The 24,968-nt window shown below is 52.5% G+C and carries 17 protein-coding genes and 2 tRNA genes; 12 read left to right on the top strand and 7 right to left on the bottom strand.

Annotation, left to right across the window (positions count from 1 at the left end; genetic code table 11):
• Positions 1 to 27: 27 nt before the first annotated feature.
• Both htpX and J4E05_RS11610 read right to left on the bottom strand, forming a co-directional pair.
• Positions 28 to 921 (bottom strand): zinc metalloprotease HtpX, encoded by an 894-nt coding sequence (gene htpX / locus J4E05_RS11615; RefSeq protein WP_349595648.1) that lies wholly within the window; start codon positions 919 to 921, stop codon positions 28 to 30.
• A 397-nt stretch (positions 922 to 1,318) separates the two neighbouring features.
• Positions 1,319 to 6,154, bottom strand: a complete 4,836-nt coding sequence (locus J4E05_RS11610; RefSeq protein WP_349595645.1) for an NAD-glutamate dehydrogenase — start codon at positions 6,152 to 6,154, stop codon at positions 1,319 to 1,321.
• Positions 6,155 to 6,531: 377 nt separating this feature from the next.
• Between J4E05_RS11610 and fabI the strand changes: the two genes are divergently transcribed.
• Entirely contained in the window at positions 6,532 to 7,290 is a 759-nt protein-coding gene (gene fabI / locus J4E05_RS11605; RefSeq protein WP_349595642.1) for an enoyl-ACP reductase FabI, read from the top strand.
• 316 nt (positions 7,291 to 7,606) lie between these two features.
• Positions 7,607 to 8,437, top strand: a complete 831-nt coding sequence (locus J4E05_RS11600) for an oxidoreductase (RefSeq protein ID WP_085589940.1) — start codon at positions 7,607 to 7,609, stop codon at positions 8,435 to 8,437.
• Between the two features lie 122 nt (positions 8,438 to 8,559).
• Here J4E05_RS11600 and J4E05_RS11595 read toward each other — a convergent pair whose 3' ends face one another.
• The 3 genes from J4E05_RS11595 to J4E05_RS11585 form a co-directional block, all read right to left on the bottom strand.
• On the bottom strand, positions 8,560 to 10,719 hold the full coding sequence (locus tag J4E05_RS11595; protein ID WP_349595638.1) for a putative bifunctional diguanylate cyclase/phosphodiesterase: 2,160 nt from the start codon (positions 10,717 to 10,719) through the stop codon (positions 8,560 to 8,562).
• A 418-nt stretch (positions 10,720 to 11,137) separates the two neighbouring features.
• Positions 11,138 to 11,212: transfer RNA gene (locus J4E05_RS11590), tRNA-Gly, on the bottom strand.
• A 34-nt stretch (positions 11,213 to 11,246) separates the two neighbouring features.
• Positions 11,247 to 11,321 (bottom strand) — tRNA-Gly (locus tag J4E05_RS11585).
• Positions 11,322 to 11,541: 220 nt separating this feature from the next.
• Here J4E05_RS11585 and J4E05_RS11580 point away from each other — a divergent pair.
• From J4E05_RS11580 to J4E05_RS11560, 5 genes are all read left to right on the top strand, one after another.
• Positions 11,542 to 12,060: a prolyl-tRNA synthetase associated domain-containing protein gene (locus J4E05_RS11580; RefSeq protein WP_349595635.1), complete on the top strand. Its 519-nt coding sequence runs from the start codon at positions 11,542 to 11,544 to the stop codon at positions 12,058 to 12,060.
• Positions 12,061 to 12,212: 152 nt separating this feature from the next.
• Entirely contained in the window at positions 12,213 to 13,139 is a 927-nt protein-coding gene (trxA, locus tag J4E05_RS11575) for a thioredoxin (RefSeq protein WP_349595632.1), read from the top strand.
• Positions 13,136 to 13,834: an LON peptidase substrate-binding domain-containing protein gene (locus J4E05_RS11570; protein WP_349595629.1), complete on the top strand. Its 699-nt coding sequence runs from the start codon at positions 13,136 to 13,138 to the stop codon at positions 13,832 to 13,834. The genes trxA and J4E05_RS11570 overlap by 4 nt, the downstream gene beginning before the upstream one ends.
• A gap of 89 nt (positions 13,835 to 13,923) precedes the next feature.
• The gene (locus tag J4E05_RS11565; protein ID WP_085589945.1) at positions 13,924 to 14,115 is read left to right on the top strand and encodes a Trm112 family protein; all 192 of its coding nucleotides are present in this window, start codon (positions 13,924 to 13,926) and stop codon (positions 14,113 to 14,115) included.
• A gap of 13 nt (positions 14,116 to 14,128) precedes the next feature.
• A complete protein-coding gene (locus tag J4E05_RS11560) occupies positions 14,129 to 14,518 on the top strand; it encodes a gamma-butyrobetaine hydroxylase family protein (RefSeq protein ID WP_349595627.1) in 390 nt (129 codons plus the stop codon).
• Positions 14,519 to 14,667: 149 nt separating this feature from the next.
• On the opposite strand, the gene J4E05_RS11555 is transcribed toward J4E05_RS11560, so the two are convergent.
• Both J4E05_RS11555 and J4E05_RS11550 read right to left on the bottom strand, forming a co-directional pair.
• Positions 14,668 to 15,333: an OmpW/AlkL family protein gene (locus J4E05_RS11555; RefSeq protein WP_349595626.1), complete on the bottom strand. Its 666-nt coding sequence runs from the start codon at positions 15,331 to 15,333 to the stop codon at positions 14,668 to 14,670.
• A 555-nt stretch (positions 15,334 to 15,888) separates the two neighbouring features.
• A complete protein-coding gene (locus J4E05_RS11550; RefSeq protein WP_349595624.1) occupies positions 15,889 to 17,112 on the bottom strand; it encodes a UbiH/UbiF/VisC/COQ6 family ubiquinone biosynthesis hydroxylase in 1,224 nt (407 codons plus the stop codon).
• Positions 17,113 to 17,677: 565 nt separating this feature from the next.
• On the opposite strand from J4E05_RS11550, the gene J4E05_RS11545 reads away from it, so the two are divergent.
• From J4E05_RS11545 to J4E05_RS11525, 5 genes are all read left to right on the top strand, one after another.
• Entirely contained in the window at positions 17,678 to 18,016 is a 339-nt protein-coding gene (locus J4E05_RS11545; RefSeq protein ID WP_073955310.1) for a P-II family nitrogen regulator, read from the top strand.
• A 23-nt stretch (positions 18,017 to 18,039) separates the two neighbouring features.
• On the top strand, positions 18,040 to 19,383 hold the full coding sequence (gene amt / locus J4E05_RS11540) for an ammonium transporter AmtB (protein ID WP_085589949.1): 1,344 nt from the start codon (positions 18,040 to 18,042) through the stop codon (positions 19,381 to 19,383).
• 298 nt (positions 19,384 to 19,681) lie between these two features.
• Entirely contained in the window at positions 19,682 to 20,920 is a 1,239-nt protein-coding gene (locus J4E05_RS11535; RefSeq protein WP_349595622.1) for an ammonium transporter, read from the top strand.
• Positions 20,921 to 21,172: 252 nt separating this feature from the next.
• The gene (locus tag J4E05_RS11530; protein WP_349595619.1) at positions 21,173 to 22,363 is read left to right on the top strand and encodes an aminotransferase class I/II-fold pyridoxal phosphate-dependent enzyme; all 1,191 of its coding nucleotides are present in this window, start codon (positions 21,173 to 21,175) and stop codon (positions 22,361 to 22,363) included.
• A 50-nt stretch (positions 22,364 to 22,413) separates the two neighbouring features.
• On the top strand, positions 22,414 to 24,882 hold the full coding sequence (locus J4E05_RS11525) for a DNA translocase FtsK (RefSeq protein WP_085589954.1): 2,469 nt from the start codon (positions 22,414 to 22,416) through the stop codon (positions 24,880 to 24,882).
• Positions 24,883 to 24,968: the final 86 nt, after the last annotated feature.

Raw genomic sequence — 24,968 nt, 5'->3', positions numbered from 1 at the left:
AAAGAATAGGAAATGAGCGGATAAATTTCAACCCCAGGGCCGTTTACGGCGCCGGGTTGCGGAAACCGTTGCGCCAGCCATTGCGCGCAGTTTTGCAATACGGTTTTCCATCGCCGGGTGCGTGGCAAACAGACTGTCCATGCCTTTGCCCGATAACGGATTCGCAATATACATATGTGCCGTTGCCGGGTTGCGCTCTGCATCGGGGTTGGGCACCGAATGCACCCCGCGATCAAGCCGCCCCAGGGCATCGGCCAACCACAACGGATGCCCGCAAATTTCCGCCCCGATCCGGTCGGCTTCATATTCGCGGGTACGCGAAATCGCCATTTGCACCAGGCCTGCCGCCATCGGGGCCAAAATGGCGACCAGAATCATTCCAAATCCGCCTAGCGGGTTGTTATTGTTTTCACGGTGTCCGCCAAAAATACCGGCAAACATGGCAAAGTTCGCCAGGGCCGATATCGCCCCTGCCAGGGTCGCCGTGATTGTCATTGTCAATGTATCGCGGTTTTTGACATGGGCCAGTTCGTGGGCCATCACCCCTGCAATTTCGTTGGCATTTAACAATTGCAACAACCCGGTGGTTGCCGCCACCGCCGCATGTTCGGGGTTGCGCCCGGTAGCAAAGGCATTAGGCTGCGGGTTTTCAACAATATAAACCTTGGGCATTGGCAAATCAGCCCGCCGGGCCAGCTGGCGCACAATCCCCACCAGTTCAGGGGCGGAATTTTCATCTACCTGTCGGGCCCGGCGCATACGCAAAACCATGCTGTCGGAATTCCAATAGGCAAACACATTCATTGCCCCGGCAAATAACAAGGCAATAATCATGCCTTGCTGCCCGCCGATCATCATGCCGACCACACCAAATAGCGCTGTGATGCCCGCCAGCAACAATCCGGTCCGCACATAATTCATACTGGTCTTCCTCCATTCGGCTTATCGGCCAAAAGATAGGCCATTTTATGCCTCGCACAAGCCGGAAGCAGCTTCGTTGTGAATTAGGTCGCAGTCGTTAACGCAACCGGAACCAAAAGGTAAAATCCCGGTTTTCAAGCCTGACGGCCATCAAGAAACCACCCGGCAATATCCAATACCAAAGCTCGTTGATCGAAACCGATCCGCAAGCCTCTCAATCGGCGGGTGGGCCCGACAAAGCCCTTTCATTTTGCGGTATTGGTCGCGCGGCGCCGTGTGCCTATCCAATTGTCGATGAGAAGAATTCATCGACAATTGGTATAACATGCCCATAAAAAAGCGAGGGCAACTGTTGCCGCCCCCGCCTTGTGCTTTCGCAAGATATTTGATCGGGCGCTTATCCGCCAATCAAAGCCCTGATCTGACGGTTGGCAACCGTGATCATGGCAAGGTCGATCTGGCCGACAGCGCGTAATTCGTCGATCAGCTGATCGCACCGCTGTGTGCCACGTTGATGCGCCGTGACCCATTGTTCAACAGCATCGGGGCCGATGATGCCGTTTTGGTCTTCGGCCAGAACCACACGGGTCAATTCACGCTGATGACCAAACAGATCATCAATTGCAGCATTGCGTGCCAGTTTCTGCCAGTGGGTTTCGGCTTCCACCGTTTCGGCGGCAGCCCGCAAAATGCCCAACTGAAAACGCGAGCCAACGGCAAAATACGTCGCCCCGACATCAAGGACATCGCGATCAGCCCCTTCGGCAATCCGCACAATATCGCACACGGCCACCATTTGTGGCATTGCGGCCACCCGTTTGGCCAAATCTTCGGGCACACCCTGTTTTTTAAGGTGATCCACCCGTTGTTTCAGACCATTACGAATGGCTGCATCGCCAGGAATGATTTGATCAAACGCTTCAATCACACGCATGACCTGCGGGCGGAATCGTTCAATCTTGGAACCAACATTCAATTCCTCGCAATTACGCAGGAACCATAATGTCACGTCCTCGACCATGCGACCGACATCCTTAAACATTTCGGTCTGCACATTGGCAGCAACGATATTGTCCAGGGTTTCTATGCCAGCCCAGATATCACGCAGGCCAAACACCGCCCGCGAAATCAGGTATCCACGCGACACATCCACGGCAGAAAAGCCGGTGGCCTCCATCATATCGTGAACAAAGGTGCCACCAACCCGGTTAACCAGGCTGTTAATGCCAACTGTGGCAATAATTTCGCGACGCAAACGGTGGTGTGACACAGCATCGGCGTATTTTTTACGAAGCGGCGTCGGGAAATACCGCACCAGTTCCTCGACCAGAACCGGGTCGTCAGGCAGGTCGGAATTTAGCACTTCGTCATACAGCCACAGTTTGGCATAGGGCATCAGTACCGAAATTTCCGGCCGGGTCAGGCCTTCATGGGCATTAAAACGCCGGGTGATTTCCTCTTCATCGGGCAAAAATTCAATTTCACGGTTCAGGCGCCCTTCGCGTTCCAGCATCCTGATCAGGCGAACCTGGGCGTCAAGGGCATCACCCCCACCCGCAAAGATGTTGGAAATGGCCTGGCTTTGCACATAGTTATCGCGCTGCACCAGTTCACCAACCTCTTCGGTCATGTCTTCAAGCAACTTGTTACGCTGCTTTTCCGTCATGTCGCCATTGGCGACAACTTCCCCCAACAGGATCTTGATATTGACCTCGTGGTCAGAACAATTGACCCCGCCGGCATTGTCGATCGCATCGGTATTCAGGCGGCCACCGTGATGGGCATATTCAATCCGCCCCCGTTGCGTGCAGCCCAGATTAGCACCTTCACCAATCACCTTGGCCCGTACATCGCCGCCATTGATGCGAATGGCATCGTTGGCCCGGTCCCCGGCATCGGCATTACTTTCGTTGCCCGATTTGATGTATGTGCCAATACCACCAAACCACAACAATTCGACTTCAGCCTTCAAAATGGCTTTCATCATATCGGCCGGGGTGACTTTACCGCTGCCCAAATGCAGCAATTTGCGCACTTCGGCCGACGGATCCAGTGTTTTAGCACGGCGATCAAAAATACCACCGCCATTGGATAGCAGCTTTTCATCGTAATCCGCCCAGTTAGAGCGCGGCAAATCGAACAGGCGTTTGCGTTCGGCAAAGCTGGTTTCCGGGTTCGGATCAGGATCGACAAAAATATGCAGGTGGTTAAAAGCTGCAATCAGTTTGATCTGTTCGGACAGCAACATACCATTACCAAATACATCGCCCGACATGTCGCCAACACCAGCAACAGTGAAGGGTTCCTTCTGGATGTCTTTGCCAATTTCGCGGAAATGCCGTTTGACGGATTCCCATGCTCCACGGGCCGTAATGCCCATTTTCTTGTGGTCATAGCCCTGCGAGCCACCCGATGCAAAGGCATCATCCAGCCAGAAGCCATAATCACGCGCAACGCCGTTAGCGATATCGGAAAATGTCGCAGTGCCCTTGTCGGCAGCCACCACCAGATAGGGATCATCTTCATCAAGACGACGGACCCGCTCTGGCGCCACCACCGTACCGGCGACGATATTGTCGGTAATATCAAGCAGGCCGCACATCAACGTTTTATAACAGGCAATACCTTCTTCCAGGAAAGCCTCGCGCGTGCCATCAACCGGCGGACGTTTGACGACAAAGCCGCCTTTGGAACCGACCGGCACGATAACGGCATTCTTGACCATCTGTGCCTTTACAAGCCCCAGAATTTCGGTGCGGAAGTCTTCCTGGCGATCGGACCAGCGGATACCGCCACGGGCGACCGGCCCACCACGTAAATGCACCGCTTCAACACGCGGGGAATAGACAAACACTTCGCGCCAGGGGCGCGGAAGCGGCAGGTCTTCGACCTCGGCAGAATTAAACTTGATCGACAGATACGGCTTGGGATTGCCATCTGCACCAACCTGAAAATAGTTGGTACGAAGGCTGGACTGCACCAGATTAAGAAAAGCCCGCAAAATACGGTCTTCATCCGGGTTCATCACGTCATCAAGCCGGGCGAGGATATCGCTTTCAATCGCACCAATTTCGGCTTCCAGCCCAAGATCGCGGTCCGGGTCAAAACGGGCAATGAACAATTCCACCAGCGACGTTGCCAGGGCTGCGTTATTTGCCAGCGTTTTTGCCAGATAATCCTGCGAGAAGGCCGACCCGGTCTGGCGCATGTACCGGGCAAAAGTCCGCAATATAACAACTTCGCGCCAATCCAGCCCCCCCAGCAATACCAGGCGGTTAAAGGCGTCGTTTTCAACTTCGCCGTGCCACATGCGCACAAACAGTTCCTGGAACTTGTTGCGCACTTCATGCAGCGTAAACGTGCCATCAACAATGACGCCAAAATCATGAATGCGCACACCGACAGCACCGTCACGCGGGGTTACCGCAAACGGGTTTTCAGTGATCACCTTCAAACCCATATTTTCCAGCATCGGCAATACATCAGACAGGGGCACCGGTGCGGCTGGGTTATAAATTTTAAAGCGTAATTCGTTTTCAGCCGCTTCAATCGGTCGGTAAAGATTAACCCTTAAATCGTTCGAATTCAGAACATCTTCAAACCGTTCAATATCAAGAACCGCAGTTTCCACGGAAAAACGGTCCTGATAGTCGGTAGCAAAGGAATCGCCATAACGCCGATAAAGTGACAGGCCTTTTTCTTCGCCCATTTCACGCACCAAAACCTGGCGCATGGTGTCATTCCAGTCCCGTGCGGCCTCGACCAGGCGTTTTTCAATGTCCTGGACTTCATATTCAGGCAGTTCGCCCGGTGTGGTTCGTACCAGCACATGCAAACGCGCAAGCGGGGAATCGCCGATCTGGGTGTAATGGGCCGATACCGTGCCATTAAAGGCTTCTTCCACCACCCGCTGGAAATTTATGCGCAGCTTGGTCGTGAAACGGTCCCGCGGGCAGAAAATCTGACACGATACAAACCGTTCAAAGGCGTCACGGCGCACAAACAGGGCAATGCGCTGGCGTTCCTGCAAATGAAGAATACCCATGCAGATGTGGTAAAGGTCATCAAGTTCGATCTGGAAAAGTTCGTCACGCGGGAAGGTTTCCAGAATATTGACCAGCGCCTTGCCATCGTGACTGTTGGGCGGGAACCCGGCACGTTTGACCGTTTCGGCCAGCTTCATGCGTAAAAGCGGGATCAGTTTCGGGCTTAAATTATAGGCAACCGATGTGAAAAGGCCGACAAACAGGTGCTGGCCAATTACCTTACCCGTTTCATCAAACTGTTTAACAACGATGGTATCAAGATGAACAGCGCGATGAACTGTTGACTGTTTGTTGGCCTTCGTCACCATCAAAAGGTTTGGTTTGGTAACAAAGTCCTGCACTTCGGGCGATAATTTGCCCAGTTGGCGCAATTCATCAAATATGTGGGTCCCTTCACGACGAAGGATACCAAGCTGACTGTCCGTATTAACGTCGACCTTGGCCTTTTTGCCTTCACCGCTAAACTTGTATTCGCGGTATCCTAAAAGGGTGAAATGATCATCATAGAGCCAATCCAGGAAATCACGGGTCTCCTGCACGGCATCTTCTGAAATGCCTTCGGGCGCCTGTTCAATCTGGGAAAGGACTTCCTTTACCCGTGACATCATCGGCTGCCAGTCCTGCACCGCCAGGGCAACGTCGGTCAGGACATCTTCAAGACGATTATGAATCGCCTGAAGGGTATTTTCATCTGTCTGCTCGTCAATTTCGACATGCATAACCGATTCACGTGGTGCATCGGAGTCTTCAACACTGCTGACAGATTGTAAAATGTTATCGCCATCTCGCGCGATTCGAATAATCGGATGAATCACCAGATGAACGGTGGCATCAAATTCGTTCAGCGCAGACGTTACCGAGTCCACCAAAAATGGCATATCGGTATTAATCATCTCGATCACGGTGTGATCGGATTTCCAGCCGTGCTCTTCCAGGTCCGGATTATAAACCCGGATCTTGGCAGCATTATCGGTCGGTCGCGTGCGGGCAAATTTATAAAGCGTCAATGCCGCGCCATAAAGGGCATCGACTGAGCGTCCGGCCATATCGTCGGGCGGAACGTTCTTATAAAAAAGGCGAACGAATGCTTCTGCATCCTTCGCCACGTCTCCTGCCAGCCGCAGGTGAATTTGCTCGACAACTTTGTCAATGACTTCCCGTTTCGGGTCGTCGGTTCGGGCTTTCATGTCGTATTTCCCTTTTTGTCGGTTCTGTTTGCCAGAACCGCCTGCACCCGTCTTTGCGACGGATACTAAACACCTCGGATTATCACTTTGCTTTGGGACTCCGGCAGCGCCACCCTGGGAAAGAAAAACACACGAAAACGCCGCCTTCATCCAGACTTACACATAGCTTATCGCCTGCTCAAAAACTACGTCTGGAATGTAAAAAATTTGATTTCTCAATCGGTTCGGCTATGTGCCACTTGCATAGGTCGTATATTCAATGTCACTTAACTTTGCCATTTGCTGCATCGCAAACTGGTTTAGACTTTCTTCTGACACGATCTTTTTAAAAACTTTCGCAATTGCAGCGTGATTTAAATTTCAAAAGGGGTATCTGGATGCTGGCAGGAAAAAAAGGATTGGTGATTGGCATCGCCAACGATAAATCCATCGCCTATGGCTGTGCACAGGCTTTCCGACGCGACGGTGCCGACCTTGCCGTGACCTATCTTAATCAAAAAGCGGAAAAATATGTCCGTCCGCTGGCCGAAAATGTCGATGCGTCGATCATTGCACCGCTTGATGTTTGCGATGAGGCCCAGGCCGACGCCCTGTTTGCCGATATTGGTGAAAAATGGGGCAAACTCGATTTTGTCCTGCATTGCATTGCCTTTGCCCCGGCGGATGATTTGCATGGCCGCGTGGTTGATTGTTCGCGCGACGGTTTTTTAACCGCAATGGATATTTCCTGCCATTCATTTCAGCGCATTGCCAAACGGGCAGAACCGCTCATGGCCGATGGCGGCGCCTTGCTGACCGTTAGCTATATGGGATCGGAACGCGTGATCGACCATTATGGCATTATGGGACCGGTTAAAGCAGCTCTTGAATCGGCAACGCGCTATATGGCGGCAGAACTCGGCCCACAAGGCATTCGCGTCCATGCCATTTCGCCCGGCCCGCTCCTTACCCGTGCGGCATCGGGCATTGCCGAATTTGATAACCTGATGACACAGGCCCGCACCCGTTCGCCCGAACACCGCCTGGTTACAATCGACGAAATCGGCGATCTGGCTTCATTTTTAGCCAGCGACAGGTCGCGGGCCATTACAGGCGATGTCATTCACATAGACGGCGGCTATCATATCATGGGGTGACCCTATCCCTGCTGCGACACATCCTTACCTGTTAAACGGTTAAAAGCACTTGTTAACGCCGACGGCAAACCCTGCCCGTCGGCGTTACTTTTTGAAGCCGAACGATACTCCTGCGGCTCGTCTCCAGGCGGTGATGACAGGGTAAAAATCCGATGATCAGGCAACATTGCAGGTTCCGATCAACTTAATAAGTCCGATCAAACCGGTTTTATTAGAGGATTGTGCAATCCTTTGCGGGGATCAGTCTACCGCATAATGCCTTGCATCAGATAAGTTGGCTTCATCACAGTCATATAGCGACCAAACGGAGGCATTGATGCCCAAGACATGGTTTATCACCGGTGCCAGCCGCGGGCTTGGTGCCGAAATCACACGAGCGGCCCTTGATGCAGGGGACCGCGTTATTGGCACCGCACGCAACCGTGACAATCTTGCCCATCAGTTTCAATCGGCCGGGGACCGTTTCGTTGCCCTGACACTTGATGTTACCGACGAAAGCCATGCCAAGAGTGCTGTTTATGCGGCATCTGCAAAGTTCAACAAAATCGACGTTCTGGTCAACAATGCCGGTTACGGGCATTTCGGGTTGTTTGAAGATTCAAGCGATGAAGACATTCGCGCCCAGTTTGAAACCAATGTATTTGGTGCCATGAATGTCACCCGTGCCGTGCTGCCCACCATGCGTCGGCAACGGTCGGGTCATATTTTCAATCTGTCTTCCATCGCCGGGTTGCGCGGCGGGTCTGGCGGGTCGCTTTATTGCGCCAGCAAACATGCCATTGCCGGTTTTTCCGAATCCCTGTCAAAGGAAGTGGCCCAGTTTGGCATTCACGTCACCATTGTCGAACCCGGGTTTTTCCGAACCGATTTTCTCGATAAATCATCCGTTCGTTTTCTGGAAAGCACGATTGAAGATTATCAGGAAACCGCCACCAACCTTAAAAACACCTATGGCAGCTATAACCATCAGCAGCCTGGTGATCCGCGTAAACTGGCGCAAACACTGGTGCGCCTGTCAAATGATGATGAACCGCCGCTTCATTTTCCTGTCGGGCCTGATGCCGTTGAAATCATGACAACCAAAATCGCCAATCATCAATATGAACTGGACCAATGGCGTGATCTTTCAACTTCAACAAACTACTAAAATTATACCCTGACCTTATTCTTCCACCAACAACAAACCGCACCAACATCGTACTTGTTATCAGGAATGCGCATACATTGATCAGGTATCCCCGACCCGGGTATACGGGTACAGATCGCATTTTAGTGATTCTGATCGCCCAATAATACAGCGCGGTCCGGTTCGGCTGCAATCAATGCCAAAACCTGGTCGGAGGGAACGGCTTCGGAAAAATAAAAACCCTGAATCGCATCACAGCCAATTTCGCGCAGGAACTCCACCTGTCTGATATTTTCAACGCCTTCAGCCGTTGTTAAAAGTGATGTTGCCTGGGCAAGCTCGACAATCGCACGCACCATGGCCTTGTCGCAGTCAGACTGATCAAAACCATGAATAAAGGTCTTGTCGATCTTGATGCGGTCAACATCAATCTGGGTTAGACGCCCCAGTGACGAAAAGCCGGTTCCAAAATCGTCAAGTGCCACCCGAACACCCATCATGCGAATGGCTTGCAGATTATCCTCGCAAGCCCCGGTCGTTACCACGGCCGTTTCGGTCACTTCCAGCTCCAGCCGGGCAGGTGACAGACCGGTTAACGCCAGCATTGCCGAAAGATTTTTCGCATAATCCGCATCCTGCAATTCAATGATCGACACATTCACCGACACAGTATGACCCGGCCATTGCAAGGCCGCCTCGCAGGATTTTCGCAAAACAAACTGCCCCAAATCACGTATCAGCCCCGCCTCTTCGGCGACGGGAATGAAAAACTCCGGCGAGACCCAGCCCCGCGCCGGATGCTGCCAGCGCAGCAAGGCCTCAAAGCCGATCAGGCTGTTTTGTTTAACATCGTAAACCGGCTGATAATGGACCTTGAACTGGTCGAACGAAACCATGGCTTCGCGCAGATCGCTTTCAACCCGGCGGCGATTGCGCAACAGCACGTCCATCTCAAGATTAAAACCGGTAAAATCGTTACGCCCGTTCATTTTGGCGTGATACAGCGCCACATCGGCCTTGCGCATCAATTCGTTGCGGTCCTGGCCATGTTCCGGAGCAAAGGCATACCCCACACTAAGCCCGACAAAAATCTGATGTCCTTCAATATTAAAAGGCATCCGTGCCAGTTCAATCAATCGGCGACAAAACCGTTCAATATCCTCGCGCTGGCGAATACCGGTTAACATCAGGGTAAATTCATCGCCTCCCAGTCGTCCCGCGGCATCGCGCTCGCGCGACAGGGAAAGCAGGCGCTGCCCGAATTCATAAAGCAACTTGTCGCCCAGGGGATGCCCAAACGAATCGTTTACCTGCTTAAACCCGTTAATATCGAGAAACAGCAAGGCAATACCAGCCCCACCTGGGGCCAGGCGGGACAGTTCCAGATCAACGCGCTGGTTAAAATGCACCCGGTTCGGCAGGCCGGTCAGGGCATCATGCATCACCATATAGTGCATTCTGGCTTCAACGGCATCCTGACTGGTCTCACGGCGGTGCATAAGCGACATAAAGACAAATACCCCCGCAACCAGCCCGCCAAACACCAGCACCAGCATGGGCGAAATATAAGCCATTACCGTTGATCCCGGGCGATATGGCTGCCAGATATAATAGCCTATCGTTTGATTATCGTTTGTAACCATCGGATAAACGCGTTCATTACCTACTGCATCCTGAACGGTGGAAAACCGTAAGTGATCAAACAGGTATTTGCGTTCCAGTTCCGCCAGGTATTCCGGCCCGTCAATATACCGTACAGCAACGTGTAAAAATTCATTGCCGGGTATTTGCCGAATTTTACCGGTGTCACTGACAATCGGTTTAACGCTGACAATTGCAGGATGCCCCCCCACCAATTTAAGTGCGGTTTCACCGGGTGTTTGCAGTTTGGCGGCGTTGGGACCATCACCGGCCCGCAAACGTGCACGTAATTTGTTAACCAGCGGATATAAAACGTCACCAAATTCCGGGCTTACATGTGCCTGCAAACCGGTACGTGACAGAAAGGCAAGAACAGGCACGTCGCGGGGATCAAGAACGTAAAGTTCATCAAACCCGAAATAGTCATGCATCCACGATCCCAGATTGGCATCTAGCCAGCTGCTATCCCATCCAAGTGCAGCCCGGACCGCATCATCCCAAACAGTCGTGCTTTCCTGCTCATAGGGGATAACCCGCAAGGTTTCCGCCTGCGCCTGATCAAGCAGATAAAGCTGACGTGCTGTTGCCACCCGATCAGTCTCGCTGGTAGCCCAGTATACCAGAAAAAAACCTGAAACCCCGACAAGCAGCACCAGCAACATAGCGGGCACCGTGCGCGCAAATAAAAAATGACGGCTGGAAATGACATCTATCCCCGGTTAGCGGCCCAATATCCAGAATCTGCCCTGATACATCCTGTTCAAAACGGAAATTATCACAAATTTACTGAACACAATATACAATCGGATAAGAAAAAGCATTTATCCGATATCCGCGCACGTTTGAATTTGCCCATAAACCAAGCCCGAAATCAGGGATCACAATACCAGAAAGGAATTTAATAGCATTAACGCGAATATAAAAATGCCAGATCATGAACCGGCCCATTGCAGACCGGATAAACACCTGCAACCCAATGTCTGACGCGACGCCATCAAGAGGAACATCTACCGGCAGACCGGATTGGCGAGAACAAAACAAAAGGCCGCCCCGAAGGACGGCCTTGAGATACTTTCATTATGGAGCGGGCGAAGAGATTCGAACTCTCGACCCTAACCTTGGCAAGGTTATGCTCTACCCCTGAGCTACGCCCGCATCATAATGAAAGCGGTATTCCCAAACGACCTGATGGAGCGGGCGAAGAGATTCGAACTCTCGACCCTAACCTTGGCAAGGTTATGCTCTACCCCTGAGCTACGCCCGCATTCATCAGTCTGTTTGTGTTCCCCTTGGGGAGCGGCGCGGATAATAGCCCAAGAACGAGTGATTGCAACACCTTTTTTGATGAAAATGTCACATCATAAAAAATGGCTGTTTTCCAACAGTTTTTATTGGTTTTTTGCGCGTGACTATCTATCTGGCGTAATTTTTGTGCTATTGTTATGGCAATTATTTTTCAACAGCCCAACCATAGCGGAAATAATATGGACGATGCATCCACTCGATTATTTGACTGTCTGAACAAATTGGGAATCGAATTTAACACATTCGAACACGCCCCCCTTTTTACAGTCGAAGAATCACAGGCCCTGCGCGGCGACCTTCCGGGAATGCACAGCAAAAACCTGTTTTTAAAAGACAAAAAAGGTGCGCTATGGCTGGTCGTTGCCGAAGAAAACCAACCGATCCGAATAAACCACCTGCATAAAAAACTTGGCTGCAACCGGCTATCCTTTGGAAATTCCGATCTTTTGCTTGAAACGCTTGGCGTTATGCCCGGCTCTGTAACGCCATTTTCCCTAATCAACGATGATGCCAAAATCGTTAATGTGGCCTTTGACAGTGCCTTTTTTCGCGATCCAGACAATGTTCTGAATTTTCATCCGTTGCGAAATGACCGCACAACATCCATTGCACCGGCAGATTTGTTAAAATTCGTCACTTCACTGGGATATGATCCCAAAATGTTGAATTTTGAAGAAGAAATTGCCGAAAGCGACTGAAAAACAGTTGCATTCGCGATTGAATATCCCAGATTGCTGGGGTTACCGATCCCGCTGCCAAACATTGCAAAAACGTAATCTAAATCACTGCCCCTTGTCCTTGTGGATAAGGACCCTCATTTAAAATACGACCAACAGCGAGTAACCTTATCATGTCTATTATTCTTGATCCCAATGCCCCAGCCCCGTCGGCACAGTCCGGGGCAAATTCTGACCTGATCAAGGATTCCGGCATCGAAACCTTTGTGCAGGATGTGATCGAACCGTCAATGGAAGGTCCCGTTGTTGTTGATTTTTGGGCACCTTGGTGCGGACCTTGCAAAACGCTAACGCCAATTATCGAAAAAGTCACGCGTGAAGCGGGCGGGCGGGTGAAGCTGGTTAAAATCGATATCGATAAAAACCAGGACCTTGCCATGCAATTACGCATCCAGTCGGTGCCAACGGTTTATGCCTTTAAGGATGGCCGCCCGGTTGACGGCTTTCAGGGTGCACAGCCCGAAAGTGAAGTCCGTGCCTTTTTTGAACGTATTGCCGGCGGCCCGATCGAAAGCCCGATCGAGATGCTGCTGGAAAAGGCTCATGCTGCCCTCGCGGACGAGGATGCGACAACCGCCTATGGCCTGTATGGCAATGTTCTGGAACGCGAACCAGACAATGACACAGCACTGGGCGGTGTTTTGCGCTGCATGGTCGCCATGGGCGAAACCGAGCACGCCCGCGGATTTGTTGATGACATGGACGATAAAACCCGGCTTAAAACCCCGGTCGCGGCCGCCATCAGTGCACTTGAACTGGCCGAAGCAGGGTTTCACAACGCAGACCTCGATGTTGCACGCGCAAATGCCGAGGCCAGCCCGAATGATATCCAGGCACAATTTGACCTGGGCATGGCCCTGTTTGCGGCCAACAAACGTGAAGAAGCTGTGCAAACCATGATTGCGATCATTCGCCAGGACCGCGATTGGAATGATGATGGTGCGCGCACCCAATTGATCAAGTTTTTCGAGGCATGGGGCCCAATGGATCCGGCAAGTGTTGCTGGTCGCCGCGCCCTTTCAACGGTATTGTTTGCATGAATATTTGCGGCCCATTTGATCCAGATTTTTCAGAACTTCCGGCAACGCTACCGGTGTTTCCGCTTAGCGGCGCGCTGTTACTGCCCCGCGGTCATTTACCCCTTAATATTTTCGAGCCGCGTTATCTGAACATGACCATGGATGCCCTGGGCCGCGACCGCATGATCGGAATGGTGCAACCGCGCCATTCCGACACGCCTTCGAAAGGCAACGACAATACCGATACATCGACTGCCGAAATGTTTGGCACCGGGTGTGTGGGCCGTATTTCTGCTTTTAGCGAAACAGATGACGGGCGTTTTCTGGTCACCCTTACCGGCGTATGCCGGTTTGATATCGCAGAAGAATTACCGTTGTCCAAAGGGGGATACCGGTCCGTCCGATGTGATTATTCACGCTGGCGCGGTGATATGGATTATAACATCCAGTCGATGGACCAGCCCCTGAACCGATCACGTTTGCGCCGTGCGCTGGACGCCTATTTTGCCCACCATTCCCTGCGGTCGTGCTGGGATACCATCAGCGATACCGACGATGAAATGCTGGTCACCGCCATCGCAATGGGCTGCCAGCTTGATCCGCTGGAAAAACAGGCTTTGCTGGAATGTCCAAGTCTGTATGATCGTGGCGACATGCTGACAACCTTGCTGGAAATGGCATGTCACCCGCAAACAAACAAGGCCGCCAGCAACTAGGGTTTATCTCTGGGACAAAACAGACGCGAATGGATGCTTCATAACCTCTGGTGTGTGAATGCATTTTGCAAAGACAAGGCAAACTTAACATGACGACCGCAAATCACAGCCCGGTTGATCCGAAACTTCTGGAAATTCTGGTATGTCCGGTAACCAAGGATACACTGGAATATGACCGCGAAAACCGCGAACTGATCAGCCGCAAGGCCGGTCTTGCCTATCCGATCCGTGATGGCATTCCCATCATGCTGCCCGACGAAGCGCGCGTCATCGAAGACTGACAGGCTTGCAATCATGACCGGCAATGCTTTCACGCCAAATCACATCCCGGTCGAGATAAATTATCTCAAAGATGACCGTCTACTGGAAATTATCTGGGACGGTGACCAGAACACCCGCCTGAGTGCGGAGCTTTTGCGCGTGGAAAGCCCATCTGCCGAAGTACAGGGACATCACCCATCTGAAAAACGGATTATTTCCGGCAGAAAGCATGTCGGGATTATTAATATCGAGCCTGTTGGCCAATATGCGATAAAAATCACGTTTGATGACCTGCATGACAGCGGCATTTACAGTTGGCACTACCTGCGCGAATTGCACGAAAACCAGGACAAGCTCTGGCAGGCTTATGAACAGGCGCTGAAAGAGCGCGGCCTGTCTCGCGAGCCACGCAAACCAGCCTGACCGCTCGCCGATCCCTTGCGACTGCGACCACATGAAATGCAGTCGCCTGAGTGTAAACTTGCGCATTCGCGATTTCAGCGAGCCACAAACAAAAAGACCGCCGCAGAGGACTGCGACGGTCTTTTTTGCATCTGTCCCCGAAAGAACAATTAGAAGCGGTAACCGATACCGATACCGAACAGCCACGGATCAAGGTCCGCATCAGCTTTAACAGTGCCGGCACCAGTGTTGACCGAAACGTCGGTGTTCAGGAAGATCTTCTTGACGTCAACGTTCAAAGACCACGGACCAGAGATTGCATAGTCAAAACCGGCCTGGAATGCATAACCAAAACCATTGTCATATTTAACTTCCTGGAACTGACCCGGCTTGGAGTCATAGAAGAACGTGTAGTTGACACCAGCGCCGATATACGGGCTGAAACGTTCTTTGCTAAGGAAGTGATACTGCAGGGTCAGGGTCGGCGGCAGCAGACGAACACTACCCAGATCAAGATCCGAAGCACCAGTGTTCCAGCTTACGTCATGTTTAGACGTACCAGCGATCAGCTCGAGTGCGATATTGTCGGTAATGAAATAGGAAAAATCGAGTTCCGGGATAACGTCGTTATCAACGTTGCCTTCACCGCCAAGCGAATCACTTTTGATATCTTCGTCAGGAACAACGCCGACGATACGGCCACGGACCAGAATGTCGCCAGCGGACTTGCCTTTAAAGCCCATATCGTCAGCCGAAGCCGGAGCGATCGAAGCAGCAGCAGCCGCAACCAGAATAGCAGCTGCACCGGCAGCTTTAAGAGTATTGATCAGTCGCATAATATGGACTCCCCTACGTCAAAGAATTGATCGAGGCGGAGCATCGTGCAATTGGGACGCAAAAAGCTTGACCCACATCAAGAAAACCACATGAAATCATGTGTCTTTTAGAACGATTTTCAACTGTTGTCGTGTAGTTAAGGTTTTCCGCCACTTTTTGCAGTGGCAAATTTGCCACGTTCTCGAAAAAAGACTGTTAAAAAAGTCTCACGGCTAAAATTTCAGACGATCGAACGTGCAATTTAACCGCGAATCGCATGACCACGGTTCATTTATTTCCCAAGAATCCATCTCCTGACCGCACACTCGCAAAACTGCAAACACCGGATTCCATCCTTTGCGGGATCATTGGAGCCATCATAGTTTTGAAAAGTTTTAAGTTTTAAGGGATCGACGAAAACCCAACCATTGGCCACGCGCACAATCCCACACCCAACACCACCGACCAATGGTCAGTCATCCTGCCCCCGAGATTTCGCAGGCCACAAAGCCAAAGCCCCACATCACACAACGCGGGGCTTCTGTCCCAAGTCGAAAAATGGAATTTCAGGCGCCTTAAATCGGCTTGCCCTGCATCAGCAGCGGCAATGTCCCCGCATATCCCATTGCATGAGACATAAAGGTACGTTTCAACGCCGGAATTTTTTGCACAACGGCCAGTCCTGCATCCCGCGCCAGCCGAACCGGGGCAATATCATTCGAAAATAGCCGATTGGTCGCATCGGTAACCCCAAGCATCACCGTATTATCAAAACGGCGCCATTGCTCGTATTCTGCCAACACATCCTGCATGCCAATATCGCGCCCCAACCGCCGGGCATTGATCAGGATTTCGGCCAAAGCCGCCACATCGCGAATCCCCATATTCAGCCCTTGCCCCGCAATCGGGTGCATTCCGTGCGCGGCATCGCCAATCAGGGCCAAACGGGCATCACTATAATGATAGGCATGTTGCAACCCCAGCGGATAACAAAACCGCGGTCCAATCACTTCAAGATCACCCAGATATCCGTCAAAACGCTGATGGAGTTCATCCAGAAAGACTTCATCACTTTGCCCGACCAGATAATTGGCGATTGCTGTGCTTTCGGTCCACACAATGGATGACCGGTTTTCAGTCATTGGCAAAATGGCAAACGGGCCTGCGGGCAAAAAATGCTCAACCGCAACACCTTCATGTGGGCGTTCATGCTTTACTGTACAGACAATCGCACTTTGATTGTACTGCCACTGATAGGTTTTAATGCCAGCCCATTTGCGCAACGGCGACCCCCGGCCTTCGGCACCAATCGCCAACGGCGCATGTACAACGCAGCCATTGTCCAGGGTTAAAACCATACTGGCACTATCGCGGGTAATTTCCGTGACCGATGCGGGTGCCATCAGCGTCACAAGATCATTTTCATTCATTGCCCGGTACAGCGCCTGGCGCGTGACCCGGTTTTCAACAATATAACCCAGTGCTTCCGTTCCCACATCACGATGATCGTAATGCAGGTAAAGCGGGCTTTTACCATCGGCAATGCGAATATCCGAAATCGGCTCGGCATCGGCTTTCATATATTGCCATACACCGGTAACATCGAGCACCGCACGCGATGCCGCAGCAATGGCACAGGTACGACCATCATGGTTGGCCCCCAGCAATATTTGCGGATCTTCCCGGTCAATAACAACACTGCGCAAACCACCATGCGCCAAAGCCATTGCCATACTGGCCCCTGCCAGGCCACCACCCAGAATAATCACATCAAAATGAAGGACATCATTCGTCGTCATCTTTATTGATCCTGTCATTGCCCGGTTACCACGCGGCATCTGCCTGTATTCCACCTGCATACGATGCGATCTTTATGATCATTCATACAGCACATGCCCAAAACATGATCGCTGCATAATCCTCGTACAATCCCGGTGGCAGATCAGAGCCTGATGTTACCACAAGCCCACCAATGCCTGCATTTTCCCGGAGCCCAAACCCCCGGGCGGCTAAAATCAGACGCAACATAGGCTGTCAAAACCGCTTCCGCCAGCCTTATCGCTATCTATATGTACGAATAGGGCGAGTCTAAGTTCATGCAATCAATGATAAAAATCACCTGACACATTTATGCCCATTTTTGATGCAGTTTTAATCACGCTGCGTTTTCTTTGCACAAATTATACGCGCCCGTGGTGATTCCATTTCCCCGAAGCACCCCACCATAAATTCAATAAACCAAAATAAATCAATGCTTTATTCGATGAATTTCGAATCTGGCACGATTCTTGGTTTACCTCCTGTGACTGCGAAATCGTGATTGCCACACTGGTGGTCAACGGATGTGCCGGGAGGTCGCATATTATGAAATTGGTTACTGCTGTTATCAAACCGTTCAAACTTGATGAAGTTCGCGAAGCGTTAAGCGCGCTTGGTGTTCAGGGTCTGACGGTCACCGAAGTCAAAGGTTTTGGCCGTCAAAAGGGTCAGACCGAAATTTATCGTGGCGCCGAATACATGGTCAGCTTCCTGCCGAAGGTAAAGCTGGAAGTCGCGATCACGGATAATCTGGTCGATCAGGTTGTCGAAGCCATCACGAAAACGGCTCAGACCGGTAAAATCGGGGACGGTAAGATTTTCGTTCTCGACGTAAGCCATGCGGTTCGTATCCGCACCGGCGAAACCGGCGACGACGCCCTGTAAGCCCGGAGACAAGGGGAGACATTATGAAAATCTCGATGAAGAATACCGGCCTTGCCGGGCTAATTGGGGCAGCCACACTGGCGATGATCGAACCGGCCTCTGCACAGGATGCAGCCGCCGCTTCCGGGGTTTCGGCAGAAACCGGTTACATTTTCAACACCTTCAGCTTTCTGATCCACGGCGCGCTCGTGATGTGGATGGCTGCCGGTTTCGCCATGCTCGAAGCTGGCCTGGTTCGCTCCAAAAACGTTGCCACCATTCTGCTTAAAAACGTTGCCCTGTTTGCGGCAGCGGGCATCATGTATTACCTCGTCGGCTACAACCTGATGTATGCCGGTGTTGATGGCGGCTGGATTGGCAGCTTTGGCATCTGGGGCGCAGATGACGCCGCAGCCCTTGCTGGCGATTATTCTGCCGGTTATGCATCCACCTCTGACTGGTTCTTCCAGATGGTGTTTGTGGCAACTGCTGCTTCTGTTGTTTCAGGCACCGTTGCCGAGCGCATCAAACTGTGGCCTTTCATGATCTTCACGGTTGTCCTGACCTCGGTCCTTTATCCGATCACGGGTTCATGGCAGTGGGGCGGCGGCTGGCTGGCCGAAATGGGCTTCTATGACTTCGCCGGTTCAACCCTTGTTCACTCTGTCGGCGGCTGGGCAGCCCTTACCGGTGCCATCATCCTTGGCGCACGTAAAGGCAAGTTCGGTGCAGACGGTTCGGTTCACCCGATGCCGGGCTCCAACCTGACCCTGGCCACCATCGGCACCATGATCCTGTGGCTCGGCTGGTTCGGCTTCAATGGCGGCTCGCAGCTTGCCATGAGCACGGCTGGCGACGTTATTGCCATTGCCAACATCTATGCCAACACCTCGATGGCAGCTGCTGGTGGCGTGATCGCAGCCATGATCCTGACCCAGATCCTCTACAAAAAAGTCGACCTGACCATGGCCCTTAACGGTGCTTTGGCTGGCCTCGTGTCGATCACTGCCGGTCCGGACACCCCGTCCATCGGTGCAGCGATCATCATCGGTGCCATTGGCGGCATCCTGGTTGTCATCGCCGTTCCGCTGGTTGACAAATGCAAAATCGACGACGTTGTCGGTGCTGTGTCTGTTCACCTTGTTTGCGGTATCTGGGGCACCCTGGCTGTTCCGATCACCAATGCCGACGTTTCCTTCGGTGTCCAGCTGACCGGCGTAGTCGCCATCGGCGCCTTCACCCTGGTAACCTCGGCCATTGTCTGGCTGGTTCTTAAATTTACCGTCGGCCTCCGCCTGTCGGAAGAAGACGAAGCATTGGGTACCGATGCTGCAGAACTGGGCCTCGAAGCCTATCCGGAATTCGGTAAAGGTTCGCAGCGCTTCTAAGATGCCCTGCACAACAATTTCCTGACGGATGCTAACGCATCCTACCTGTCAGACCAACTGACCCGCCCTTGTGGCGGGTCTTTTCTTTTTGTGCTGCCTTTTTAAGCAACCATTTGGTCACTTGGCAGGCATACCCGCAAAACAGCAAAAGCACACCAGACATTGCCATTAAGCACATGAACGCCGTCAACCTTCTGTTTTTTAACGAATTTTCCAGGCAAACAATGGTGTTGGCACAGATATTGATCTGGGCCGCCCACCAAGAGGAAACGTTACAAACAAAAACAGAGGTCGTCTCATGGAGGCTTTTCAAACTGCCTCGGACGTATTTTTTGTGCTGATGGGGGCCATTATGGTTCTTGCCATGCACGCCGGTTTCGCCTTTCTCGAAGTCGGAACCGTTCGAAAAAAGAACCAGGTTAATGCCCTGGTTAAAATCATCGTTGATTTTGCCGTCTCAACCATTGCCTATTTTTTCATCGGTTATGCTGTGGCCTACGGTGTAACTTTTTTCAGCAATGCCAATGTGTTACGTGGGGCCGAACTTGTAAACGGCCAACATGCCTTTGCCAGCAGTGGCTTTGATCTGGTTAAATTCTTCTTTTTGCTGACATTTGCCGCCGCCATCCCGGCCATTATTTCGGGTGGCATTGCCGAACGGGCCAAATTCTGGCCACAGTTGATTGCCACCGCCGTTCTGGTCGGTGTGTTTTACCCGCTGTTTGAAGGCGTTGTCTGGAACGGTAATTTTGGCATTCAGAATGCTATTACCAACATTTTCGGCGCACCATTTCATGATTTTGCCGGGTCAATTGTGGTTCATGCCGTTGGTGGCTGGATCGCCCTTGGTGCGGTCATTCACTTGGGCGTTCGCAAAGGCCGCTATACCAAAACCGGCGGACTGGTGGGTATTCCACCGTCCAACATCCCTTTTCTCGCCCTGGGGTCGTGGGTATTATGTGTGGGGTGGTTTGGCTTTAATGTTATGTCTGCACAATCGGTTAGCGGCATTACCGGGCTGGTTGCGGTTAATTCGCTCATGGCGATGGTTGGCGGCATTTTAACCGCACTGATCGCCGGGCGTAACGATCCCGGCTTTGTCCATAACGGTGCACTGGCCGGGCTGGTCGCGGTATGTGCCGGGTCCGATGTCATGCATCCCATCGGCGCGCTGATCACCGGCGGGCTGGCCGGTTTTCTGTTTGTCTGGGCGTTTGAAAAATGCCAGGCAAAATGGAAAATTGATGATGTTTTGGGCGTTTGGCCCTTACATGGCATGTGCGGTTTAATGGGCGGCATAGCCTGCGGTGTTTTTGGCCTGTCGGCACTTGGCGGCGTTGGCGGGGTATCGTTTGGTGCGCAGCTTGTCGGTTCGATCAGCGGCGCGGCCTATGCCGCGATTGCCGGATTCGTGGTTTATGGCGTTTTGAAAAACACAATCGGTATCCGCCTTGATTCCGAAGCAGAATATTATGGTGCCGATCTGTCGATCCATAAAATCACCGCCTATCCCGAGGATGATGTAAAGGCAAGCTAGGCCAAAAATATAACAATTCAAAAAGCTCGGAAACCGCACGTTTCCGGGCTTTTTGCGTTTAAGGACACTGTCCTTTAAATCTTTCTTTGTACTTTTCCATTAGGGGTAAACTATGTGTGCGCTCTGATTGCGTAAGATCCTGATTGCAAATCATCCTGCAAATTGGGCCATCCGCGCCAATCAATCACACACAGGCAAGCTAACCCGCCAGTTTGCCAATTGGGGTCTTTTAGAAACGGAACGTCACACAACATGCTCAACCAGCGCCTGGACACTTTGCCCGATTATCCTTTTCCGCGGCTTGCCGCCCTGCTGGACGGTATTGCACCGGGCAAGGACCCGCTGGTGATGTCCATTGGCGAACCCCAGCATGAACCCCCGGCCATGATCACCGAAGCCATGATCGCCAATGCCCATTTGTGGCACAAATACCCGCCGGGGCAAGGCACGCCGGAACTGCGCGCCGCCATCAAGGGATGGCTTGATCGCCGCTATGACCTGTCAGAAGACATGATCCACCGTGACAACCACATCATTCCGGTTGCCGGTACGCGCGAAGCCCTTTATCTGATCGCTACCTGCGTTATCCCACAGGACCAACCCGGCCCCAAACCCAAGGTCCTGTTGCCCAACCCGTTTTATCAGGTCTATTGCGGCGCCGCCGTGCTTAACGATGCCGAAATGGTGCCGCTGGCCGCCACGCCGGAAACCGGTTTTTTGCCCGACCTTGATCAAATCGATGTCGAAACGTTATCGGCTTGCCGCCTGTTTTTCCTGTGTTCGCCCGCCAATCCGCAAGGGGCTGTTGCCTCGCGCGACTATCTTGAACGCATTATTGCCCTGGCGCGCAAACACGATTTTGTTTTGGCGATGGATGAATGCTACGCCGACATTTACGACCGCGATGCCCCAACCGGCGCCCTTGAAATTTGTGCCGCCCAAAATGGCAATATGGACAATGTGCTGGTGTTTCACAGCCTGTCCAAGCGCTCCAGTGCGCCGGGCTTGCGGTCCGGTTTTGTCGCGGGCGATGCCAAAATCGTCAAACAGTTTAACCGCCTGCGCAGCTATTGTTCGGCAACCATTCCCATGCCGATCATGGCGGCATCCACCGCCCTGTGGAATGACGATGCCCACGCAGAAGCCAACCGCGACCTGTACCGCGCCAAAATTGATATCGCCGCCGAAATTTTCGGCAACCGTTTTGGCTTTTATCGCCCCGCGGGCGGGTTCTTTATATGGCTTGATGTGGGTGACGACGAAGCAGCCACAAAAAAAATATGGGCGGAAGAAGGGGTTAAAGTCATTCCCGGACGTTACCTTTCGATCAACGGTCCAACGGGCGATAACCCGGGCGCACGTTTCATTCGTATTGCTTTGGTGCATGATCTTGCCACAACCCGCGACGGGCTAAGCCGGATTAACGCCGCCCTATCACGCTAACCCGGTCACGTTTCAGACAGTACGTAACAGGACTAACAACGGAAATCGGCATGAGCAGTCAGACAAACCTTCTTGAACGCGGCACTGCCTTTCTACCCAGTGCACTGGTCAGCTTCCTTAAACGCGGGGGCATCCAGCTGTGTGGACTGGCGCTGACAGCGGCGGGGATTGCCCTGTTTATCATGCTGATCGGATTTCACCCCGGTGATCCGTCGTTTAACCACGCCAGCGACCACGCCTATATCTATAATCCGCTGGGCATTTTTGGCGCCTATTTCGCCGATATGATGTTGCGCACCCTTGGTTTGGGGGCTGCATTGTTAACCGCCCTTATTGTTGGCTGGGGCCTGCGCCTGATTGCGATGCGCCCGTTTAGCTGGATGTGGCTGCGATTTCTGGTATTGCCGCTGGCCTTGTTGTTAATGGCAACGGCGGCATCGGCTGTGCCACGTGGCATGACATGGCCCTTAACCGTTGGTTATGGCGGCTTTGCCGGTGATTTGTTGCTTGGTCGCCTAGGCATGTTGTTAACCCTGGCCGGCATCCCTGCCGGGCCGGTAATTATCGGCCTGTTCAGCATGGTTGTCGGTATGGGCCTGACCCTGTTTTGCATGGCCTATCAATTATCCGAATGGCGGGCCGTCGGCCATGTATTGTCGCGTATTGGCGGCACAGTTATTTACGGTGTGGGCCGTGCCATTCCAGGCAACAGCGCGGACGAAGTTGCCGAAATTGCACCAGGTGAACGCAAGGGCGACCGCAATGCCCGCCCCCGTCAGGAACCATCGATGGAACGGTCGGAAAAACGGGTGGCGGCGGCAGTTGAACGCAACACTCTGTCGGCCAGCGATGATGCCGATGATTATGACGATATCGACAATGAACCCCCGGTTCATATTGTGGCCCCGCCGGCGGCCAAGGTCCAACCCAGCACCAAGGCATCAGCCCAGCGCCAGTCCTCCTTTGATCTGGGTGCCGGAGAATACAGCTTCCCGCCGCTTGGCCTGCTTCATGAACCCAGCGAGGAAGACTACGCCCAGATTGATCAGGGGGCGCTGGCGCAAAATGCCCGTCTGCTGGAAACCGTGTTGCAGGATTTTGGCGTCAAAGGCGAAATCGTACAGGTGCGCCCCGGCCCGGTAGTGACATTATACGAACTGGAACCAGCGGCCGGGGTTAAATCATCGCGCGTGATTGGCCTTGCCGACGACATTGCCCGTTCCATGAGTGCGATAGCCGCCCGTGTTGCGGTGGTGCCGGGGCGCAATGTTATCGGCATCGAACTGCCAAATTCCACACGTGAAACCGTGCATTTGCATGAAATCCTGGCTTCGAACGATTTTGAAAAGAATACCGGCAAACTAAACCTGAGCCTTGGCAAGGATATTGGTGGATCGCCGGTCATTGCCGATCTGTCAAAAATGCCACATTTGCTGATTGCCGGGACCACAGGGTCCGGTAAATCGGTGGGTGTGAACGCCATGATCCTAAGCCTGCTATATAAACACACGCCCGAAGAATGCCGTTTCATCATGATTGATCCGAAAATGCTGGAACTGTCGATTTACGATGGCATTCCGCATTTGTTGACCCCGGTAGTGACCGACCCGCACAAAGCCGTCGTCTCCCTAAAATGGGCGGTGCGTGAAATGGAAGACCGTTACCGCGCCATGAGTCAGGTCGGGGTGCGTAACATTGCCGGATATAACAAACGCATCAAGGAAGCCGCTGCCAAGGGCGAAGAACTGACCCGTCGGGTGCAAACCGGATTTGATCCCGAAACCGGCAAACCGATTTTTGAAGACCAGCAACTGCCGATGGAAGCCCTGCCCTTTATCGTGGTTATTGTCGACGAAATGGCCGATTTGATGCTGGTGGCCGGCAAGGATGTGGAAGCATCGATCCAGCGCCTGGCACAGATGGCGCGTGCCGCCGGTATCCATTTGATCATGGCAACCCAGCGCCCGTCGGTCGACGTGATTACCGGTACGATCAAGGCCAACTTCCCAACCCGCATTTCCTATTCTGTCACCTCGAAAATCGATTCCCGCACCATTCTGGGTGAAATGGGTGCAGAACAGCTTCTGGGGCAAGGGGACATGCTGTTTATGGGCCAGGGGGGGCGGTTGCAACGTGTACACGGCCCGTTTGTATCGGACGAAGAAGTTGAAAGCATTGTAAAACACCTGCGCGACCAGGGCGACCCGTCCTATCTTGATGAAGTCACCGAAGAACCGGAAGAAGACCCGGTTGCAGCCTATATGGCAGGCGGCGGTAATGCCGGTTCAGGTGGTGGTAACAGTGCGGATGACGACCTTTACAATCAGGCCGTCGGCATTGTCCTGCGCGAGAAAAAGGCATCCACCAGCTTTGTTCAGCGCAAACTGTCGATCGGTTATAACCGTGCCGCCCGAATTATTGAACAAATGGAAGAAAACGGGCTGGTATCGGCAGCCAACCATGTGGGCAAACGCGAAGTGCTGATCGGCAACATGGATGGCACTCCGTTTGAAGATTAAGCCCTTGAAAACCGATAAAATGCTGCATTGCAAAAGGGTTGCCTTACCGGCAGCCCTTTTTTGCATTTACCATGCTCCCTCTACGC

Source organism: Thalassospira sp. NFXS8 (assembly GCF_040148805.1).
Lineage (GTDB): Bacteria > Pseudomonadota > Alphaproteobacteria > Rhodospirillales > Thalassospiraceae > Thalassospira.
Note: the sequence above shows the minus strand (reverse complement) of the source record. Positions and strands in the feature narration are given on the sequence as shown.

Excerpts from the sequence above, each read along its gene's own strand:
- J4E05_RS11580 (WP_349595635.1), top strand. The coding sequence starts at position 11,542 with ATGGACGATGCATCCACTCGATTATTTGACTGTCTGAACAAATTGGGA.
- J4E05_RS11565 (WP_085589945.1), top strand. The coding sequence starts at position 13,924 with ATGACGACCGCAAATCACAGCCCGGTTGATCCGAAACTTCTGGAAATT.
- J4E05_RS11530 (WP_349595619.1), top strand. The coding sequence starts at position 21,173 with ATGCTCAACCAGCGCCTGGACACTTTGCCCGATTATCCTTTTCCGCGG.
- fabI (WP_349595642.1), top strand. The coding sequence starts at position 6,532 with ATGCTGGCAGGAAAAAAAGGATTGGTGATTGGCATCGCCAACGATAAA.
- J4E05_RS11525 (WP_085589954.1), top strand. The coding sequence starts at position 22,414 with ATGAGCAGTCAGACAAACCTTCTTGAACGCGGCACTGCCTTTCTACCC.
- trxA (WP_349595632.1), top strand. The coding sequence starts at position 12,213 with ATGTCTATTATTCTTGATCCCAATGCCCCAGCCCCGTCGGCACAGTCC.
- J4E05_RS11555 (WP_349595626.1), bottom strand. The coding sequence starts at position 15,333 with ATGCGACTGATCAATACTCTTAAAGCTGCCGGTGCAGCTGCTATTCTG.
- J4E05_RS11560 (WP_349595627.1), top strand. The coding sequence starts at position 14,129 with ATGACCGGCAATGCTTTCACGCCAAATCACATCCCGGTCGAGATAAAT.
- J4E05_RS11545 (WP_073955310.1), top strand. The coding sequence starts at position 17,678 with ATGAAATTGGTTACTGCTGTTATCAAACCGTTCAAACTTGATGAAGTT.
- J4E05_RS11595 (WP_349595638.1), bottom strand. The coding sequence starts at position 10,719 with ATGTTGCTGGTGCTGCTTGTCGGGGTTTCAGGTTTTTTTCTGGTATAC.
- J4E05_RS11610 (WP_349595645.1), bottom strand. The coding sequence starts at position 6,154 with ATGAAAGCCCGAACCGACGACCCGAAACGGGAAGTCATTGACAAAGTT.
- J4E05_RS11600 (WP_085589940.1), top strand. The coding sequence starts at position 7,607 with ATGCCCAAGACATGGTTTATCACCGGTGCCAGCCGCGGGCTTGGTGCC.
- htpX (WP_349595648.1), bottom strand. The coding sequence starts at position 921 with ATGAATTATGTGCGGACCGGATTGTTGCTGGCGGGCATCACAGCGCTA.
- J4E05_RS11550 (WP_349595624.1), bottom strand. The coding sequence starts at position 17,112 with ATGACGACGAATGATGTCCTTCATTTTGATGTGATTATTCTGGGTGGT.
- J4E05_RS11535 (WP_349595622.1), top strand. The coding sequence starts at position 19,682 with ATGGAGGCTTTTCAAACTGCCTCGGACGTATTTTTTGTGCTGATGGGG.
- amt (WP_085589949.1), top strand. The coding sequence starts at position 18,040 with ATGAAAATCTCGATGAAGAATACCGGCCTTGCCGGGCTAATTGGGGCA.
- J4E05_RS11570 (WP_349595629.1), top strand. The coding sequence starts at position 13,136 with ATGAATATTTGCGGCCCATTTGATCCAGATTTTTCAGAACTTCCGGCA.